Annotated in this window: 18 protein-coding genes and 1 pseudogene; 10 read left to right on the top strand and 9 right to left on the bottom strand. The window is 66.7% G+C overall.

Annotated features, from left to right (window positions below; genetic code table 11):
- The first annotated feature begins 2 nt into the window (after window positions 1-2).
- Window positions 3-776, top strand: coding sequence for a hypothetical protein (locus AAHB16_RS00845; protein ID WP_342049812.1), 774 nt, complete (start codon window positions 3-5; stop codon window positions 774-776).
- Window positions 777-780: 4 nt separating this feature from the next.
- Here AAHB16_RS00845 and AAHB16_RS00840 read toward each other — a convergent pair whose 3' ends face one another.
- Window positions 781-1,683, bottom strand: coding sequence for a LysR family transcriptional regulator (locus AAHB16_RS00840; RefSeq protein WP_342049811.1), 903 nt, complete (start codon window positions 1,681-1,683; stop codon window positions 781-783).
- 86 nt (window positions 1,684-1,769) lie between these two features.
- Here AAHB16_RS00840 and AAHB16_RS00835 point away from each other — a divergent pair, with 86 nt between their 5' ends.
- The 4 genes and pseudogenes from AAHB16_RS00835 (at window position 1,770) to AAHB16_RS00820 (ending at window position 4,261) form a co-directional block, all read left to right on the top strand.
- Window positions 1,770-2,573 carry an NADPH-dependent F420 reductase gene (locus AAHB16_RS00835; protein ID WP_342049810.1) on the top strand — a complete coding sequence of 268 codons (804 nt, stop codon included), beginning with the start codon at window positions 1,770-1,772 and terminating at the stop codon, window positions 2,571-2,573.
- A gap of 16 nt (window positions 2,574-2,589) precedes the next feature.
- Window positions 2,590-3,360: an SDR family NAD(P)-dependent oxidoreductase gene (locus AAHB16_RS00830; protein WP_150371946.1), complete on the top strand. Its 771-nt coding sequence runs from the start codon at window positions 2,590-2,592 to the stop codon at window positions 3,358-3,360.
- Between the two features lie 96 nt (window positions 3,361-3,456).
- Window positions 3,457-3,733, top strand: a pseudogene (locus tag AAHB16_RS00825) (hypothetical protein).
- A 3-nt stretch (window positions 3,734-3,736) separates the two neighbouring features.
- Complete coding sequence (locus tag AAHB16_RS00820; RefSeq protein ID WP_342049809.1) at window positions 3,737-4,261, top strand: helix-turn-helix transcriptional regulator; 525 nt, start codon at window positions 3,737-3,739, stop codon at window positions 4,259-4,261.
- An 18-nt stretch (window positions 4,262-4,279) separates the two neighbouring features.
- On the opposite strand, the gene AAHB16_RS00815 is transcribed toward AAHB16_RS00820, so the two are convergent.
- On the bottom strand, window positions 4,280-5,305 hold the full coding sequence (locus AAHB16_RS00815; protein ID WP_446718055.1) for an AraC family transcriptional regulator: 1,026 nt from the start codon (window positions 5,303-5,305) through the stop codon (window positions 4,280-4,282).
- 56 nt (window positions 5,306-5,361) lie between these two features.
- On the opposite strand from AAHB16_RS00815, the gene AAHB16_RS00810 reads away from it, so the two are divergent.
- Complete coding sequence (locus tag AAHB16_RS00810; protein ID WP_342049807.1) at window positions 5,362-6,408, top strand: SDR family oxidoreductase; 1,047 nt, start codon at window positions 5,362-5,364, stop codon at window positions 6,406-6,408.
- A 127-nt stretch (window positions 6,409-6,535) separates the two neighbouring features.
- Entirely contained in the window at window positions 6,536-6,826 is a 291-nt protein-coding gene (locus AAHB16_RS00805) for a hypothetical protein (RefSeq protein ID WP_150371942.1), read from the top strand.
- Window positions 6,827-6,877: 51 nt separating this feature from the next.
- Here the strand turns inward: AAHB16_RS00805 and AAHB16_RS00800 are convergent, their stop codons facing one another.
- Window positions 6,878-7,639 (bottom strand): SDR family NAD(P)-dependent oxidoreductase, encoded by a 762-nt coding sequence (locus AAHB16_RS00800; RefSeq protein WP_342049806.1) that lies wholly within the window; start codon window positions 7,637-7,639, stop codon window positions 6,878-6,880.
- Window positions 7,640-7,752: 113 nt separating this feature from the next.
- On the opposite strand from AAHB16_RS00800, the gene AAHB16_RS00795 reads away from it, so the two are divergent.
- The gene (locus AAHB16_RS00795) at window positions 7,753-8,667 is read left to right on the top strand and encodes a LysR family transcriptional regulator (protein ID WP_150371940.1); all 915 of its coding nucleotides are present in this window, start codon (window positions 7,753-7,755) and stop codon (window positions 8,665-8,667) included.
- 23 nt (window positions 8,668-8,690) lie between these two features.
- Here AAHB16_RS00795 and AAHB16_RS00790 read toward each other — a convergent pair whose 3' ends face one another.
- The 5 genes from AAHB16_RS00790 to AAHB16_RS00770 form a co-directional block, all read right to left on the bottom strand.
- Window positions 8,691-10,163: an N-acyl-D-amino-acid deacylase family protein gene (locus AAHB16_RS00790; RefSeq protein WP_342049805.1), complete on the bottom strand. Its 1,473-nt coding sequence runs from the start codon at window positions 10,161-10,163 to the stop codon at window positions 8,691-8,693.
- Window positions 10,164-10,168: 5 nt separating this feature from the next.
- Window positions 10,169-11,167: a Bug family tripartite tricarboxylate transporter substrate binding protein gene (locus tag AAHB16_RS00785; RefSeq protein WP_150371938.1), complete on the bottom strand. Its 999-nt coding sequence runs from the start codon at window positions 11,165-11,167 to the stop codon at window positions 10,169-10,171.
- A 90-nt stretch (window positions 11,168-11,257) separates the two neighbouring features.
- Window positions 11,258-12,193, bottom strand: coding sequence for an N-carbamoyl-D-amino-acid hydrolase (locus AAHB16_RS00780; protein WP_342049804.1), 936 nt, complete (start codon window positions 12,191-12,193; stop codon window positions 11,258-11,260).
- A 157-nt stretch (window positions 12,194-12,350) separates the two neighbouring features.
- Complete coding sequence (locus AAHB16_RS00775; RefSeq protein WP_342049803.1) at window positions 12,351-13,250, bottom strand: LysR family transcriptional regulator; 900 nt, start codon at window positions 13,248-13,250, stop codon at window positions 12,351-12,353.
- Window positions 13,251-13,271: 21 nt separating this feature from the next.
- Window positions 13,272-14,171 (bottom strand): MurR/RpiR family transcriptional regulator, encoded by a 900-nt coding sequence (locus AAHB16_RS00770; protein WP_150371935.1) that lies wholly within the window; start codon window positions 14,169-14,171, stop codon window positions 13,272-13,274.
- Window positions 14,172-14,322: 151 nt separating this feature from the next.
- Between AAHB16_RS00770 and AAHB16_RS00765 the strand changes: the two genes are divergently transcribed.
- A complete protein-coding gene (locus AAHB16_RS00765) occupies window positions 14,323-15,663 on the top strand; it encodes an aspartate aminotransferase family protein (protein ID WP_342049802.1) in 1,341 nt (446 codons plus the stop codon).
- Window positions 15,660-16,508 carry a 3-keto-5-aminohexanoate cleavage protein gene (locus AAHB16_RS00760; protein ID WP_342049801.1) on the top strand — a complete coding sequence of 283 codons (849 nt, stop codon included), beginning with the start codon at window positions 15,660-15,662 and terminating at the stop codon, window positions 16,506-16,508. Before AAHB16_RS00765 ends, AAHB16_RS00760 begins: the two co-directional genes overlap by 4 nt.
- Here AAHB16_RS00760 and AAHB16_RS00755 read toward each other — a convergent pair.
- Complete coding sequence (locus AAHB16_RS00755; RefSeq protein WP_342049800.1) at window positions 16,466-17,398, bottom strand: LysR family transcriptional regulator; 933 nt, start codon at window positions 17,396-17,398, stop codon at window positions 16,466-16,468. The genes AAHB16_RS00760 and AAHB16_RS00755 overlap by 43 nt on opposite strands.
- Between the last annotated feature and the right edge of the window lie 108 nt (window positions 17,399-17,506).

Here is a 17,506-nt window from a genome sequence, read left to right as displayed (position 1 = left end):
GATTGGCTATTTTTCAGGAGCATTTCGCGGCGTACGCCGACCAATATGTATTGATTGGCGGCACAGCTGCGAGTCTGACGATGGAGGAGGCGGGCCTGGAGTTCCGAGCCACGAAGGACCTCGACATTGTCCTGCACGTGGAGGCGTTGACGCAGGCGTTCGGCGAAGCCTTCTGGGAATTCGTTGAGGAGGGTGGGTACGAAATTCGTCAGGCGAGTGACACAGGCAAACCGACCTTCTATCGATTTCAGAAGCCGGCCGATGATCGCTACCCCGCGATGATCGAGTTGTTCGCGAGAACGCCTGCCGGACTAAAGCTGGCCGAAGGCAGTGCGCTGACACCGATACCATTGGATGAAGCCGTCTCCAGCCTGTCCGCCATTCTGCTGGACGAAGTCTACTACGCGTTTATCATGGCTGGACGTCGCGAGGTCGGTGGTCTGCCGTGGGTCGGTGAAGATCGTCTGATCCCGCTCAAGGCCATCGCGTGGCTGGACCTGAGCAGCCAGAAGGAGCATGGCGCAAAGGTAGATGCCAAGGACGTGCGCAAGCACCTCAACGACGTGCTGCGTCTTTCCCAGCTTCTGACACCCGATACACGCATCGCGCTCGACAACAAGATCGGCGCGGACCTGACGCGCTTTCTGGTCGCCATTGCGGCCGATGCAACGATCGATCCAAAAGCACTGAATCTCGGCAACGTTGCCGTCGCCGATCTGGTCGCCCGAATCGCCAGGGCGTATGACATTGCATTGCCTGCGCAGGCGGAGCGATGATGATCTATGCGGCCAGCGGGACCCCGAATGCCCTCACGCTTAGGTCCACGAAGCTGCGTACCTTGGGGTCCATGTAGCGGCTGGAGGCGAATACGGCGTGGACCGGGGCGGGCGGTTCTGACCAGCCCGGCAGTACGCAGGACAGCGCGCCTTCCGCTTCGTACGGCGCCGCCATGAAGCGGGGCAGTTGCGCGATGCCGATGCCCGCCAGGGCGAGGTTTCTTGCGGAGAGGGTGCTGCTGACCGCGCAGCGTGGGGACGTCGTGATGCGCTCCGTTTGCGTGCCATTGCCGAGCGTCCAGCTGGCGCGGCCGCGGGTCGTTTTCACGATCAGCGCGTGATGCTTCAGGTCGCCGGGCGTCAGAAGCTTCGGTGCATCTTTCAGGTAATCCGGGGCCGCGTACAGGCCGTAATCCACTTCCCCCAGCTTGCGGGCCGACAGGCCTGAGTCCTCCAGCGCGCCGACGCGAATCGCGACGTCGAAGCCTTCGTGGATGATGTCGACCATGCGGTTCGTGTATTCCGCCTCCACCGTGACCTTCGGTGCCAGCCGCAGGAATGCGGCGACCCACTGGTCCACGACCATCGTCCCGAATTCGGAGCCGGCCGTGATCTTGAGCAGGCCCTTGGGCTCCCTCGACTGTTGCGCCACCGCGGCCTCCGCGGCCTCGGCGGCGGTGAGGATGCTGATCGCGCGCTCGAAATAGTCGCGGCCGACTTCGGTCACGTTGAGCCGCCTCGTCGAGCGAGTCAGGAGCTGGGCGCCGAGTTTTTCTTCCATGCGCCGCACGATGCGGCTGACCCTTGCCTTGTCGGTGCCGAGCCGTTCCGCGGCCGTGGTGAAGGAGCCGTCGGTTACCACGGCCGCGAAGACGCGCATCTCGGGCAGGTCGATTGATGTAGTCATGGACAACAGTATGTGATTTTCGGCGCTATTTATCAATCATGGCGTCACGTTCAAAGTGCGATCTTCTTCAACACACGAGACGTACGATGAAACAAACAATCGGAATCATTGGCGCGGGACTGGTCGGCAAGGCCGTTGCGCGTCTGGCGGTCGCGGCGGGCTATCACGTCGTGATCAGCAACGCGCGCGGCCCCGCCACGCTTTCCGCGCTGGTCGGGGAGCTCGGGCCGCTCGCTCGCGCCGGCACCGTCGAGGACGCGATTGCGGCCGCGGATATCGTCACGCTCGCCATTCCGCTGGCGGTCTTCGAGACGCTGCCGGCGGACGGATTTGCCGGCAAGGTCGTGCTCGACCAGACCAACTATTACCCGGGCATGGGCGAGTTTCGCCGGGCCGATCTCGACAACGGCGAACTGACGTCGAGCGAACTCGTGCAACGGCACCTTCGTGGCGCGAAGGTGGTGAAGGGCCTGCATAACCTGAGCTGGATCCACATGGCGCGCAATGCCCGTCCCCGGGGCGATGCCGCCCGGACGACATTGCCCATTGCTGGCGACGATGCGGCCGCGAAGGCTGCCGTGATGCGCTTTGTCGAGGCGGTGGGCTACGACGTCATCGACGCGGGCGCGCTCGCGGACAGCTGGCGGATCGAACCCGGCACGCCGATCTATTTCTGGCGCTATGCCCCCGTCGTGCCGGATGGCGCGACGGGCGACGAGGCGAAGCGGTACTACCTGCAGCCAGGCAAACCCGTTTCTCGCCATGATGCCCGCCAACTCGTCGACGAGGCGGTACGCCCGTCGCCGATCGGCGGGACGCTGGACGGCATGCCGCAGGTGCATATCGACCTGTTCCTCGAGCAGGCCAGTGCGGACACGGTCAGAACGTAAGCGCGAGGAACCAGACATGTCACAGTTGCTTGTGGGGAAAACCGCGCTGGTCACGGGTGGGTCGCGCGGCATTGGACGGGCGATCGCCGAGCGGCTCGCGAAAGAGGGCGCGACGGTCGCGCTGACGTACAACGCGAACAAGGCCGGTGCAGAAGAGGTGGTTGCGGCCATCGGGAGGGATGGGGGCCGTGCTTTCGCGCTGCAGGCCGACCTCGTCGATGCGGCGGCGATTCCGGCAATGTTCGCGGCGCTCGACGGCGAACTTGTCGAACGCACGGGCAGCACGGTACTCGACGTGCTCGTCAACAATGCCGGGAATTCCGGCTGGGGCGGTCTTGCGGATGCGACGCCGGACAGCTGGGACACGATGTTCGCGGTACATGCCCGCGCACCGTTCTTCGTCGTTCAGTCCGCGTTGCGTCGTCTGGCGAATGGCGGTCACATCGTCAATATCTCGTCGGGCCTCGCCACGCGTCCGTTGCCGGTGGTGCCCATCTACGGCATGGCCAAGGCGGCGATCAACAACCTGACCCACTCGCTGGCCATGGAACTGGGGCCGCGCGGCATTACCGTGAATGCCGTCGCGCCAGGTTGGGTGCGAACCGACATGAACGCCGCGGTTCGCGAGAATGCCGGTATGGTGAAGGCCATCGAGGGCGATACCGCATTGGGCCGCTTTGGCGAAACCTCGGACATCGCGGCGGTGGTGGCATTCCTGGCGTCGGACGAAGGGCGCTGGGTGACCGCGCAGGTGATCGAGGCGAGCGGCGGGTACAGGCTTGGATAAGGGTAAATCGGCAAAGTGCGATTCCAAAGGGGGGCTTGGGGGGTGTATGGTTGTCACATGACAACTATGTGGGGGTTCCCACACTGGAGATCGCCGATGGCGCGCGTCGCTCATCCGAAGAAGGACGTAGAGGAAGCGCTCAGGTACGCCGAAAGTTGTGGCTGGCGTGTGGAGGCGGGTGGTGGCCATGCGTGGGGACGGATTTTATTGTCCCCATAACGCGCGCGATTGTCGTTGCGGGGAGTTCTGTATCTCCAGTGTCTGGAGTACTCCCCGGAACGCCTGCAACCATGCGCGTGCGATTCGGCGCGTCGTGGACAACTGCGCGATGCAACAGAGACCGATTCACGTTCCCAAGCTGCGGGAGGATTAGCCGATGGAATACGTTTTTACCTTGAAGTACCAGCTGGCCGATGGTCTGGGCGATCCGGACCGTGTGGTGGCACGGCTGGGGGATGCGGGTTGCGATGACGCGCTGGTTGGCATCGGGCAGCCCGGCCGACTCGCGTTGGCGTTCACGCGCGAAGCGCCCAGCGCCGATGCGGCGGTGCGCAGTGCGCTCGCGGATGTGCGGCGGGCCGTGCCGGAGGCGCGGCTCATCGAGGTGGCGCCGGACCTCGTTGGACTGACCGATGTCGCCGAGATGATTGGCGTGTCGCGGCAGAACATGCGGAAGCTGATGCTGTCGCACCCGGGGAGTTTTCCGACGCCCGTGCATGAAGGCAGCGCTTCCATCTGGCATCTGGTGGACGTGTTGGCGTGGCTGCAGGCGAAGGGGACCTACTCGCTGGCCAGGGAGGCGCTAGACGTGGCGCGAGTCGCGTTGCAGGTCAATCTGGCCAAGGAGGGCCAGCGGTTGCCGCGGGCGGCGGCGAGGGAGTTGCAGGCACTGGTGGGGTGAGTCCGGTTTTCGGCGGAATCACGCCTTGCCTGGCTCGGCCTCGCGCATGGCCATGCGATAGGCCCTGGGCGAGTGGCCGTTCACGCGCTTGAAGGCCGTGCTGAACGCGCTATCGGATGAGTAGCCGAGCGATTGGGCGACGACGGTGACCGGCGTGTCGTCTTCCCGCAGCGCGCGTTCGGCGAGTCGCATGCGCCATTCGGTGAGGTAGGTCAGCGGCGCGACGCCGGCGACGGTCCTGAAGTGGGCGGCGAACGTCGTGCGGGACATGGCGCAGGCTTTCGCGAGGTCTTCGAGGTGCCAGGTGCGCGCCGGGTCGTCGTGCATCAGGCGCAGGGCCGGCGCGAGGCGGGCGTCTCCGAGCGCGCGGAGCCACCCGGGTGGCATCGGTGCGGACGTCCGCAGGTGCGCGCGCAGGATCTGGATAAACAGCAGCTGCGCGAGCTGCGCGGAGGCGAGCTGGGTGCCGGGCTGTTCGTTGGCGCGCTCTTCGACCAGTTGCGCGAGCAGCCAGCGAAAGGCCGTGGCCTGCGCGGAGGCGGCCGGGACATGGATCCATGGCGGCAGGACGTCGGCCAGCAGCCGGCCGCTGACAGGGTCCAGCAGGATGTGGCCGCCTATCTGCGAGAAATCCGGCGCCGTGCCGGTGCCGGTGCCGATACCGATACCGAGATGCACACCGTTGTTGCCGGCACGGGCGAACACGCTCATCGCATCGACGGGTGGCGTGTCCAGATCGCTCGCGAGCACGAACGATCGTTTGGCCGCCAGCAACCCGACGTCGCCAGTCTCGAAGCGGACCGGTTCCTGCTCGCCGTCGATCCGCACCCAGCACTGCCCCTTCACCACCGCAAAGAACTTGATCTTCTCCGGAGCCGGGAAGCGGAGCGCCCACGGGCCGGTCGCCGTGAATCCGCCTGTGACGATGGACTCGGCATGGGTGAACTTCAGGATGTCGGAAAACGGATCGCGGCTCATCGGACTCATTCGGCGTATTTCGAGCTTTTTAGTACTATCGCGAAAGTAAATCGCACTTTCAATTATTCACCGTACGCGGCCTCGTGTCTAACCTGACGCCTTTCGGTATTTGGGACATCGACATGAGCGAAGAGACGGTACTGGTCACGGGCGGAACGGGATTTATCGCGCAGCACTGCATGCTGGCCCTGCTGCGCGCGGGCTATCGGGTGCGGACCACGGTCCGGTCCGCGGCGCGGGAGGCGGCGGTGCGCGACCAGTTGCGGACGGGCGGCGTGGCGGCGGGAGATCGGCTGTCGTTCGTCGTCGCCGACCTGGGCGACGACCGCGGCTGGACAGAAGCCGTGGCCGGATGTGCCTTCGTGCTCCACGGGGCGTCGCCGACGCCGTCGGGCGATCAGGTGCGCGACGAGGACTGGATCCGGCCCGCGGTCGACGGCAATCTGCGCGTGCTCCGCGCTGCGCGGGATGCCGGTGTCAGGCGCGTCGTGCTGACCTCCGCGTTCGGAGCGATCTGCGCCGGGCATGCGCAACTGAATCGGCCGTTCGACGAGAACGACTGGTGCGATCTGACGGCCGGCGACATCTGGCCGTACCAGAAGTCCAAGACGCTGTCCGAGCGCGCGGCGTGGGACTTTATCGTGCGCGAGGGCGGTGGCCTCGAGTTGTCGGCCGTCAATCCGACGGCGGTGGTGGGGCCCGTGCTGGGCGCCGACTATTCGCACTCCATCTCGATGATCACGCGAATGCTCGACGGGCAGCGCGGATGCCCGAAGGTCAATTGCGGCTTTGTCGATGTGCGGGACGTGGCCGACCTGCATGTGCTGGCCATGACGAACCCTGCCGCCCGTGGCGAACGCTTCCTGGCGATCGCGGGCGACAGCCTGTGGATGGGCGACGTGGCGAAGGTATTGCAGCGCCGGATGGGCGCGGCGGCCAGCAAGGTATCGGCGTGGGAACTGCCGAACTGGATGGTGCGCCTGGCCGCGCGCAGGAACCCCTCGTTGAAAGGGGTCGCCACGCTGCTGGGCAGGAACATGAACGCCACGAGCGAGAAGGCCATTCGCCTGCTTGGCTGGGCACCGCGTTCGAGCGAGGACGCGATCGTGGCCACGGCCGAGAGTCTGGTCCGGCTGGGCTTGCTGGGGCGGTCGGGCATGGCGGCTTAGTCAGAGTTTGCCGAAAGTTTCTGGTGGGTCCACGCGTGGGATGAATTCGAGAGATCGGCTATTCAGCGCGCTTTGCGGCGCTGCTAGGGTTGGGGTCTGATAACTCTCCGCGCTCGGAATTCGTACCATGCATCCTCCGCACGTCACGCCGCATGACTACTTCACGTTCACCCTGACATACCAGCTTGCCGAGCACGAGCGTGACCTCGAAACCCTCGTCGAACGTCTCGCCCGGCCCACGCTGGCGCAAATGCTGATCCAGATCGACCGCGAGCGGCGATTATCGATGACGTACGTGTGTACGGCGACCGAGGCGCATGCCGTCATGAGCCAGATGCTCCTCGGTGTTCAGCGCGTCGCGCCGTCGGCGTCGTTCGTGTCGTGGGTCCGCCGCGATGGCGTCTGCATCCAGCCGTGACATGCATGGCGGTCGACCGCGACGTTCCTGTCGCGGCGGCGTCAGCGATGCTCACTGCGCCAGATAGGCGCCATCGACCGCAATGGACTGACCCGTGAGATAGCGGGCCTTGTCGCTGCCAAGAAACACGATGGTCTGCGCGATCTCTTCGGGCGTGCCGGCGCGGCGCGCGGGAATCGTGTCGAGAAAGCCGGACCGGGCGCCGGCGTCGTTGCCGGTGAAGCGGTCGAGCATGTCCGTGGCGACGGGCCCGGGGGCGACCGCATTGACGCGGATGCCGGCGACGGCACCCTCCAGCGCGGCGGACTTGGTCAGGCCTTCCACGGCGTGCTTGCTGGCCACGTAGACCGATGCGCCCGCAAAGCCAGCGTGTCCGGCGACCGACGACAGGTTGACGATCGCGCCGCTGCCCTGGGCCAGCATCACGCGCATCTCGTGCTTGAGCGCCAGCAGCGTGCCCAGCACATTCGTCGAGAACGTTTCCTCGTAGTTGGCCGCCGACTGCTCGGACAGCGGGGCGACCTGGCCTTCGGTCCCCGCGTTGTTCACCGCCACGTCGATGCGGCCGAAGCGTTCGACCGCGCGTTCCACGAGGTTGCGGACATCGGCTTCGAAGCGCACGTCGGCGCGAACGAACTCGGCTTCCGTGCCGAGCGCGCGCAACTCGGCGGCCAGCTGATGGCCGGCTTCCTCGCGGCGGCCGCTGACGACGAGGCGGCTGCCCTCGCGTGCGAAGGCGAGGGCCGTGGCGCGGCCAATGCCGGTGAGGGCGCCGGTAATGAGGACAACAGGGGCGGCAGCGGAAGGGGTCATGATGGGTCTCCGTGGTTTTGCGTTCATCCACTATCGTTGATTCCCATGCGTAGATTCAGTGGGGTATTCTCATATCAATCATTCCACCCTGGAATAAAGACGAAGGGATATCGATGGACAAGCTGCAGGCGATGCGGACCTTTGTGCGGGTCGTGGAAGCCGGGAGTTTTTCGGCGGTGGCGCATGAGGCGGACGTGACGCAGGGCGCGGTAAGCAAGCAGGTGGCGGCGCTCGAGGCGGACCTCGGCGCGAAGCTGCTCACGCGCACGACGCGATCGCTTGCACTGACCGAGGAAGGCGCGCGCTATTTCGAGCAGGTGCGGCGGCTCGTGGCCGAGATCGCGGAGGCCGAGGGTGCGCTGCGTTCCGGAGAGCAGCAGCTGTCGGGATGGCTGCGCGTGGCCGCGTCGGTCGCGTTCGGGCGCCGCAAGCTGATGCCGATCGTCCAGGATTTTCTGGCGGAACATCGCCATGTAAAGATTGACCTGCGCCTGCATGACGGGTTTGTCGATCTCGTCGAGCTCGGGATCGATGTCGCGGTGCGGATCGGCGAACTATCGGACAGCAGCCTCGTGGCACGGCGGCTGGGCACCACGCACCGGACGCTGGTGGCGCATCGCAAGTATCTGCGCAGGTTGCCGTCCGGCCTCAAGGCGCCGAAGACACCGGAAGATCTCGCGCAGCACAACTGCCTCGTCTACACCGAGACCGTGTCGCGCAACGTCTGGCAGTTCACGGCGGGCGCCGGTGCGGAAGTGCCGGCGGGCACGACCTCCGCGGTACGGATTCAGGGGAATCTGCAGACGAACAGCAGCGAGGTCATGCGGGCGTCGCTGCTCGCGGGCATGGGGATCGGCTACTCGCCGACATGGCTGTTCGACGAAGAGCTGGCGAGCGGCGAGTTACAGCGATTGTTACCGGACTGGGAAGCCGTGCCAATGCCCATTCATCTGGTCAGCCCCCAGCAACGCCGGCATTCGGCGAAGGTGAGGGCGTTCGCGGACTTCGTCAGCCGCCGGTTCGCGTAGCCGGGCCAGCAGAACGAGCGAGGTCAGGCCGGCGCGAGCATCTGTCCCGGATAGGCGCCCGTGGCGCGCTGCCCATCCCAGACGCATTCGCCATTGACCCACACTCCGGCAATCCCCTCGCTCGCCTGAATCGGCGCATCGAACGTCGCGCGGTCGGTGACCGTGGCCGGGTCGAAGACGACGAGGTCGGCGCGCATGCCCGGTAGCAGCAGGCCGCGGTCGGGCAGGCCGTAATACCGGGCGGCCAGACCCGTCATCTTGTGGATGGCGGTCTCCAGCGGCATCAGCCCGCGTTCGCGAACGGTGTCCGCCAGAATGCGCGTGAACGTGCCCCACTGGCGCGGATGCGGATGCTTGTCGAACGGCAACCCGTCCGAGCCGACCATGCACTGGGGATCGGCGACGATACGATCGACGTCCTCCTGGCTCATCAGGAAGTAGATGGCGCCGGCCGGTGACAGGCGCGCGAGCATCTGGTCGTCGTCGAGGCCCAGTTCGCGCTGGATATCGTCGAAGTCGCGGCCGGAAGCCTCCGGATAGCCTTCCGACCACGTGATCATCGTGCGGCGGGCCAGACGCACGCGGTCGAGCCGCAGCATCGTCGAGGTGGCGGGATACGGATGGCAGTCGAGGCAGACGGGCTGGAGCGCGCCGGCCTGGCCGATACGCGCGAGCGTCGCGGCCGAGCGGCCATGGTTGCGTTCGCCCGCGAGCTTGTGGTGAGAGAACACCACGCGTGTGCCGAGCGCGCGACCGATCTCGAGCGCTTCTTCGATGGCCGCGTCGATCTGGTCGGCCTCGTCGCGCAGATGCGTGGCGTAGATACCGCCGCGCGCACGCAGCGGGTCGCCGACGTCGATGATCTCGCGCGTGGTGGCATGGGCCGCGGGCGGATAGAACGTGCCCGTGGACATGCCGAATGCGCCGGCCTCGATCGCCTCCGCCAGCAGTGCCTGCATGCGGGCCGTCTCGTCCGGCGTGGCGGGGCGTTGCAGGTCGTCCATCGCGGCGACGCGCAGCGTGGTATGGCCCACAAGTGGAATCACGTTCACCGCCGCGGGCTGGGCGCGCAACGCAGCGAGCCAGTCCGCGAAACGCGGAAAGCGGAACAGGTCGCGCGGGCCGAGCAGGTCGAGCGGTTGCGGCAGCCGGTCCGCCGCCGGCGACGGCGCCAGGCTGATGCCGCAGTTGCCGGTGACCACCGTGGTGATCCCCTGCGACACCTTGGGCACCATGTCGCGATGCGCGAGCAGATAGCCGTCGTCGTGCGTGTGGGAGTCGATAAAGCCGGGCGCGACGGTGAGCCCGGCGATATCACGCACAGTCATATCGCCCACGTCGCCCTCGGTGGCGGTGCCGGGCGCGGCGAGGGCCGCGATGCGGTCGCCTTCGACGAGGACGTCCGCGGCGCGGGCCGGCGCGCCGGTGCCGTCGATGACCATGCCGCCACGCAGCAACAGGCGGGCGGTCCGATCCGGTTGGCGGGATGGGGTCATGGCGATCAGTCGAGCTTCTCGATATGCGCTTCGTCGATCAGCTTGCGCCAGCGCTCGGTTTCTTCGTTGATCGTCGCCTGGAAATCGGCCGGACTGCCACCGGCGGGCACGGCACCGAGCTTGGCAAGCCCATCGCGCACCACGTCGGTCTTGAGCGCGGCATTGGCGGCCTGGTTGAGCTTGCTCACCACCTCGGGCGGCGTACCGCGCGGCGCGACCACGCCGCCCCATGCCACGGTCTGGTAGCCCTTGAGCCCCGATTCGTCGAGCGTGGGCACGTTGGGCAGGATCGGCAGCCGCTTGAGGCTGCTGACGCCGAGCGCGCGCACCTTGCCGGCCGCGATCTGCGGGCCGACTTCGGACGTATTGGCGAACAGATAGTCGATGCGGCCGCCGAGCAGATCCTGCAGCGCGGCCGGGCCGCCGTTGTACGGCACGAAAAGCACGTCGATCCTGGCCATGCTCTTGAACAGTTCGCCGCCAAGGTGGCCCGTGGTCCCGATGCCGGGCGCGCCGAACGACAGCGTGCCGGGCGCCTTTTTCGCGGCGTCGATCAGGCCCTTGGCGGTGTGGAACGGCGAATCGCTGCGGACGATCAGCACGTTGTAGAGATCAAACGCGTGCACGATGGGCACGAGGTCCTTGTCCACGTCGTAGGGCAGCTTCTTGAACAGCGAGCGGTTGACGGCCAGCGTGTTGACGTTGCCATAGCCTACCGTGTAGCCGTCCGCGGCCTTGCTCTTGATTTGCAGGATGCCGATATTGCCGGCCGCGCCGGGACGGTTCTCGATGACCATCGGCACGCCGAGCGTGCGCGTCATTTCATTGGTGACGAGCCGCGACAGCACGTCGGGCGAGCCGCCCGCCGCGGACGGGACCACGAACGTGATGGGTTTGTCCGGCCATGCGGCGAACGCCTGCACCGCGGGCAGTGCCAGCGAGACGCCGATGGCGGCAATGGTCAAACGCTTGATGAAACGGGAGGGCAGACGAAACGGGAGCATGCGACTTCCTTCGGGCAGACGGCAGATCGATAATTCGGGGAATGCAACAAGCGTGCGCGGCGATGGTTCGACGTGGCGTTCCACGCAGCCTCAGGGCAGCGGATCGCCCACGCCGACGCGCTCGGTAATGAGCCGGTAGTGTTCGGGGCGCCGGTGCTTCGCGAAGTTGAAGACGTGCTGGCGGAAGTGTTCGCCAAGCGTCAGGTCCGCGTGCACCGAGATGACCTCGTCCTCTTCGGTGAGCGCGCGCGCGACGATCTCGCCCGTGGGCGCGACGATGACCGAGTTGCCGATCATGTGATGGCCGTCCTCGCTGCCGCACTTGGCCGCCGCCGCGACCCAGATCCCGTTCTGGTAGGCATTGGCCTGCAGCGAGATGAGGTGCGTGGACGTGCGCAGATGCGCGGGCTCGTTCCAGTGGATATTGCGTGACGGCGTGTTGTAGCCGAGCACGACCACCTCGGCACCCTGCAGCGCCATGACGCGATAGGTTTCGGGCCAGCGGCGATCGTTGCAGATGCACATGCCGAAGCGCGTGTCCTGCGTATCGAATACGCGGAAGCCGAGGTCGCCGACTTCGAAGAACTTCTTCTCGAGATGCTGGAACGGCGCGTCCGGCTTGTGATCGCTGTGGCCAGGCAGATGGATCTTGCGGTATTTGCCGACGATCGCACCGTCCGTGCCGACGAGGATCGACGTGTTGAAGGCCTGCCCCTCGGGCGTCAGTTCCGCGTAGCCGAGGTAGAAGCCGACGCCGAGCTTTTTCGCCTCGTCGAACAGCGGCTGCGTGGCCGGGCCGGGCATGCTGCGTTCGAAGAAGCGTTCCTGCGCTTCGGCCTCGTCCATCCAGTAGCGGGGAAAGAACGTGGTGAGCGCGAGCTCGGGAAACACGACGAAGGTTGCGCCGCGGCCGTGCGCGTCGCGCATCATGTCGAGGAGTCGGCGGACGACGGCGGCACGCGAGTCGGCCAGATGGACGGGGCCCATCTGTGCGACGGCGAGGCCAAGGGTGCGCTTGGATTGCATGCGGGTTCCGTAATGGTCGGGAGCGGGATGCGAGCCATTATCGGAACCGGGTGCGGGCGCGTCGAATGACGGTTTGTGCGTCGGTCTTAATCGCGGTTTAAGACGTTGCCCCGGCGTGGTGCGGTGCACACGGACAGTGCGGCGTGCACAAAGGTCGCTACGGTGCCGCCACGTCGTGCTGCGCCAGCACATTGCGCAGCACGCGGATAAAAGCCTCCGCCACCGGCGAGACGGACTCCGTGCGCAGGTGGACGAGGTCCGCGACGATCGGCGCGGCATGCTCCAGGGGCAGAACGCGGAAACGCGCGCCGGGCCAGCCGCGCAGCAGGAACTCATCGACGAGTGCAATGCCCGCGCCCGCATGCACGAGCGCACAGGCCGTGTGGGGCAGTCCGGCCTCGATCGCCACGCGCGGGGTTTCGCCGGCTTCGCGGTAGAGCTTGTCGATGCGCTGGCCGAACGGCGTATCGGGCGGATAGGCGATAAGGGGATACGGCAGCAGGTCCGCCACGGTGACCGATGTCCGCGACGCCAGCGGGTGCGACGGCGGGCAGATGCAGACCACGCGGCTCGATGCCAGCGGCGTGGTGGTCAGCGTCGGATGATCCATCGGCAGCGTGGAGACACCGACCTCGATCTGACGGTTCAGCAACTGCTCCTTGAGCTGCGCGTGCGTCATGCACTGGAAATGGATGCGCACGTCGGGGTTGCCGATATGGAATTGCGCGATGGCCTGCGGCACGAGCATCTGGCCGATGCTGGGGCTCGCGCCGACGCTGATCAGGCCGTGGCGGCGATCGGCGAGCTCGTGGATCAGGTCCTCGATGCGCTCGACGCCGCGATAGACGAGCTGCACCTCGTGATAGAGGCGGCGCGCTTCCTCGGTGGGGTGAAGACGGCCCTTGATGCGCTCGAACAGCGGAAACCCGAGCCGGCTCTCGGTGTACGACAGCATGCGGCTGACCGCGGGCACGGAGACGTGCAGCAGCCGCGAGGCATCGCTCACGGAGCCCGTGCTCATGACCGCCCGAAAGACTTCGATCTGCCGCAGGTTCATGATTCGCTCCCCTCAGCGCGCTCAGTTGCGCTTCGCACCCTTGCCCTGCACGTAGGCGCCGGCCTGATGCAGCTGCCCCTCGGTATGCTCGAGCGCCTTGATCGCGCCCTTGCCCTTGCGCGCCAGCAACTGCTCGACGAGGCCTTCGGCCAGCGCGATACCGGCGGTGATCGACGGGAAGAACGACGGGCTATCCACCGAGAACAGCAGCGTGCAATCGGCATGCAGCGCGATGGGCGCCACCGTGCTGTCGGTCATCGCGACCACGCGGCAGCCCGCTTCGCGCGCGGCGTCGGTGACGCGGATGATCTCGGCGGAATAGGGGGCGAAGCTGACGACGACGACCGCATCGCGCGCGGTAAGGGCGCGGAGTTCCATTTCCAGCGCGCCGGCATCGCCGCGAATGAGCTGGACCGTCGGGCGGAACAGCCGGTAGACGTAATGCAGGGTCGCCGCGATGGGCGCGCACGAGCGGAAGCCGGCCACATAGACGTTGCCGGCCGCGCTCAGCAGGTCGACGGCCTTGGTCATGGCTGCCGCGTTCTGCTCGCCGGTCACGTCGAGGTTGCGATGCTGCGCGTCGAACATGTCCTTGAGCAGGCGATTGGAGCCGCCGGCCTGCACGACCTTGCGCGCGCGTTTGGCATACGGTTGCGGGCCGCCGCGCATCGACTCGACGAACAGCTCGCGCAATCCCTGCCAGCCCTCGAAGCCCAGGAACTGCGCGAGCCGCACGAGCGTGGCGGGCTGGACGCCGGCTTCGGTCGCCACCTTGCGCATCGACAGCAGCGGGACTTCCTGGGGATGGTCGAGCAGATAGCGCGCGCCGCCCTGGAACTGGGTGCTGAGCTCGGCGAAATGCTCGCGCAGATACGTCAGCAGATCGTCGAGGTGTTGCGGCGGCACGAGGGGGGAGGTCATCGTCGGGGTGCGTGGGACTCGGGATGTAACGATTGTTGCACAAGTCAGGATTGAATCATTCGAATCTTATCTCGCTGCTTATGAAACAAATGTTGCGTAACGCGCGGGGCGCTCATATACTTTCTCCATCGGTTTTCACCTTCACACCACCATGACCAAGGTCTTCCATCGCAATCCGCGTCAGGCCATGCCCATTGCCGTCGGCGGGCAGGGCGTCGAGCTGTTCGACAATCAGGGCAAGCGTTATATCGACGCATCGGGCGGCGCGGCCGTATCGTGCCTCGGGCACGGGCATCCGCGCGTGATCGCGGCCATTCGCGAGCAGGTGGAGACGCTGGCTTATGCGCATACGTCGTTCTTCACGACCGAGGTATCGGAGACGCTCGCGGATACCCTCGTCGCGGCGGCGCCCGGCGATCTTGATCATGTGTACTTCGTCTCGGGCGGATCGGAGGCCGTGGAGGCCGCGCTGAAGCTCGCGCGGCAATATTTCGTGGAGACTGGACAGCCCGCGCGGCGTCACTTCGTCGCGCGCCGCCAGAGCTATCACGGCAATACGCTCGGTGCGCTGGCGATCGGCGGCAACGCGTGGCGCCGCGAACCGTTCCTGCCGTTGCTGGTGCCCGCGCATCATGTGTCGCCGTGCTACGCCTATCGCGACCAGCGCGAGGACGAGACCGAGGACGCGTACGCACAGCGGCTGGCCGACGAACTCGAGGCGAAGATCCTCGAACTCGGGCCGGAGACGGTGGCGGCGTTCGTCGCGGAGACAGTCGTGGGCGCCACCGCGGGCGCCGTACCCCCCGTTGGCGATTACCTGCGCCGCATCCGCGCGGTCTGCGACAAGTACGGCGTGCTGCTGATCCTCGACGAAGTCATGGCCGGCATGGGCCGCACCGGCTATACGTTCGCCTGCGAGGAAGACGGCGTGGTGCCCGATATCGTGACGATTGCCAAGGGGCTCGGCGCGGGGTACCAGCCCATCGGCGCGATGCTGTCCACGGACCGGATCTACGATGCGATCGTGGGCGGCAGCGGCTTCTTCCAGCATGGGCATACCTATATCGGCCATGCGACCGCCTGCGCGGCGGCACTGGCCGTGCAGCGCACGATTGCCGAGGAGCGTCTGCTCGACAACGTGCGGGCGCGCGGCGAGCAGCTGCGCGCGCGGCTGCGCGAGGTACTGGGCGCGCATCCGAACGTCGGCGATGTGCGGGGCCGCGGGCTGTTCGTCGGCGTGGAGTTCGTGGCGGACCGCGAGACCAGGGCCACGCTGGATCCCGCGCGCAAGGTGCACGCGAAGATCAAGTCGACGGCCATGCAGAACGGGCTGCTGATCTATCCGATGGGCGGCACCGTGGACGGCGTGCATGGCGACCATGTGCTGTTCGCCCCGCCGTTCATCAGCACCGCGAACGATATCGATCGCATCGTCGAGCGGTTTGCGACGACGGTCGATGCCGTGTTGCCCGCATCGGGGAGCGCCCGATGACGACATCCGCAACGAACACGCGGCGCGGGTACGCGCTGGCCGTGGCGCCGAACGGCGCGCGCAAGACGCATCGCGATCATGCGCGCCTGCCGATCACCCCCGATGAACTGGCCCGATGCGCGCGCGAGTGCCTCGATGCCGGCGCGTCGATGATCCATCTGCATGTGCGCAAGGCCGACGATACGCATAGCCTCGAGGTCGGCGACTATGCACCCGCCGTGGCGGCCGTGCGCAAGGCCGTGGGGCAGGAGCTGGTCATCCAGCTGACGACCGAGGCCGTGGGGATCTATGCGCCCGCGCAGCAGATCGCGACGATTCGCGCGCTGCGGCCCGAAGCCGCATCGGTGGCGGTACGCGAGCTCGTGCCGAAGGACGCCGCGCAGGACGATGCCGCGGCATTTTTCCACTGGATGCGCGAGGCAGGGGTGGTGGCGCAGTACATCCTCTACGACGCCGAAGACGTGCGCCGCTATGCGGCGCTGCGCGCAAGCGGCGTGATCCCGGCGGACGGGCACTGGGTGCTGTTCGTGCTGGGGCGCTACGCGGTCGGGCAGACGTCGTCGCCCGCGGACCTGCTGCCGTTTCTTGAGGCCTGGCGCGAGCTGGGCCTCGATCGCGCCGGCATCGAATGGGCGGTCTGCGCGTTTGGCCGGCAGGAGGCGGACTGCGCGGCGGCCGCGATCCTGCTCGGCGGGCATGCGCGCATCGGGTTCGAGAACAATATGCTGCTGCCGTCCGGCGACGTCGCGCCGGACAATGCGGCCCTGCTGCGCGCGGTGCGAACGAGCGTGGATGCGCTTGGCTATGCGCCTTGCAACGCGGCCGCCTTGCGTGGGCTCACCTGAGGCTTCGCCGGGCCGGCCGGCTTGCCGTGAAACTGGCGGATCATTGCCAGAAAGGCCTGCATGGCGCTCGTGACATAGGCATCTTCGCGGCGGATGAACAGGGTGTCCACGCGCGCAAGCTCGCGCGGCATGCGATGCAGCGCGATGCGGCCCGCGGCGGCCGCGTCGGCGAGCACGCCGCGCGGCAGCAGCGTGACGCCCACCCCCGCGGAGACGCAACTGACGATGGCATCGAGCGAGCCGAATTCGAGCGGCCTTGCCACGACGATGCCGAGGCTCGCAAGGTAGGATTCGAGCCGCTGGCGATACGAACAACCGCTCTGGAACACCACGATGCGTGGATCGGGCAGGGACGCGAGCGCCCTGGGCGAGGGGATGGCGAGGCTCGTCGCCAGCACGAGTTCCTCGGTGAATACGCGCTCCTGATGCAGATCGGGATGCGAGACCGGCCCCGCGACGAACGCGCCATCCATTTGCGAGGCAGCCACGTCGCGCACGAGGCTCGCGGTGCTGCCCGCCGTGACGGTCAGCCGCACGGCCGGATAGGCGCGCGCGAACTCGGTCAGCAACGGCGACAGCCGCCACGCGGTGGTCGTCTCCAGCGAGCCCAGCGCGAGCGTGCCGCCCGGTACGCCGTCGTCGCGCGCGGCGGCCCGCGCCTCCGCAATCAGCCGCGCGATGCGTGGCACGAACGGCAGGATGCGTTGCCCGGCCGCCGTCACGCTGACGCCGCGCGCATGGCGCTCGAATAGCTGGGCGCCCAGCGCGTCTTCCAGCGCGCGGATGCGCGCCGTCACATTGGATTGCACGGTGTGCAGTTCCGCGGCGGCCTTGTTCATGCTGCCATGCCGGGCCACGGCTTCGAAAGTTTTCAGGTCGGCGACGTCCATGGGGTCTCGCTGGATGCGGTCATCGTTCCCGACTGTAGCGCGCTTCCGCGATCGTTGCATGGGTATCTGTATTTCAGATAACTGGTATCGCTATTTTTCAGTTCTCAT

This window comes from Cupriavidus sp. OTU4054 (assembly GCF_038440175.1).
GTDB classification, from domain to species: domain Bacteria; phylum Pseudomonadota; class Gammaproteobacteria; order Burkholderiales; family Burkholderiaceae; genus Cupriavidus; species Cupriavidus pauculus_D.
The sequence above is the reverse complement of the archived record's forward strand: the minus strand, read 5'-3'. Positions and strand labels throughout refer to the sequence as shown.

What these genes read in the sequence shown, in the direction of transcription:
- AAHB16_RS00840 (WP_342049811.1), bottom strand. Translation starts at nt 1,683, where the DNA reads ATGACTACATCAATCGACCTGCCCGAGATGCGCGTCTTCGCGGCCGTG.
- AAHB16_RS00835 (WP_342049810.1), top strand. Translation starts at nt 1,770, where the DNA reads ATGAAACAAACAATCGGAATCATTGGCGCGGGACTGGTCGGCAAGGCC.
- AAHB16_RS00830 (WP_150371946.1), top strand. Translation starts at nt 2,590, where the DNA reads ATGTCACAGTTGCTTGTGGGGAAAACCGCGCTGGTCACGGGTGGGTCG.
- AAHB16_RS00820 (WP_342049809.1), top strand. Translation starts at nt 3,737, where the DNA reads ATGGAATACGTTTTTACCTTGAAGTACCAGCTGGCCGATGGTCTGGGC.
- AAHB16_RS00810 (WP_342049807.1), top strand. Translation starts at nt 5,362, where the DNA reads ATGAGCGAAGAGACGGTACTGGTCACGGGCGGAACGGGATTTATCGCG.
- AAHB16_RS00805 (WP_150371942.1), top strand. Translation starts at nt 6,536, where the DNA reads ATGCATCCTCCGCACGTCACGCCGCATGACTACTTCACGTTCACCCTG.
- AAHB16_RS00800 (WP_342049806.1), bottom strand. Translation starts at nt 7,639, where the DNA reads ATGACCCCTTCCGCTGCCGCCCCTGTTGTCCTCATTACCGGCGCCCTC.
- AAHB16_RS00795 (WP_150371940.1), top strand. Translation starts at nt 7,753, where the DNA reads ATGGACAAGCTGCAGGCGATGCGGACCTTTGTGCGGGTCGTGGAAGCC.
- AAHB16_RS00790 (WP_342049805.1), bottom strand. Translation starts at nt 10,163, where the DNA reads ATGACCCCATCCCGCCAACCGGATCGGACCGCCCGCCTGTTGCTGCGT.
- AAHB16_RS00785 (WP_150371938.1), bottom strand. Translation starts at nt 11,167, where the DNA reads ATGCTCCCGTTTCGTCTGCCCTCCCGTTTCATCAAGCGTTTGACCATT.
- AAHB16_RS00780 (WP_342049804.1), bottom strand. Translation starts at nt 12,193, where the DNA reads ATGCAATCCAAGCGCACCCTTGGCCTCGCCGTCGCACAGATGGGCCCC.
- AAHB16_RS00775 (WP_342049803.1), bottom strand. Translation starts at nt 13,250, where the DNA reads ATGAACCTGCGGCAGATCGAAGTCTTTCGGGCGGTCATGAGCACGGGC.
- AAHB16_RS00770 (WP_150371935.1), bottom strand. Translation starts at nt 14,171, where the DNA reads ATGACCTCCCCCCTCGTGCCGCCGCAACACCTCGACGATCTGCTGACG.
- AAHB16_RS00765 (WP_342049802.1), top strand. Translation starts at nt 14,323, where the DNA reads ATGACCAAGGTCTTCCATCGCAATCCGCGTCAGGCCATGCCCATTGCC.
- AAHB16_RS00760 (WP_342049801.1), top strand. Translation starts at nt 15,660, where the DNA reads ATGACGACATCCGCAACGAACACGCGGCGCGGGTACGCGCTGGCCGTG.
- AAHB16_RS00755 (WP_342049800.1), bottom strand. Translation starts at nt 17,398, where the DNA reads ATGGACGTCGCCGACCTGAAAACTTTCGAAGCCGTGGCCCGGCATGGC.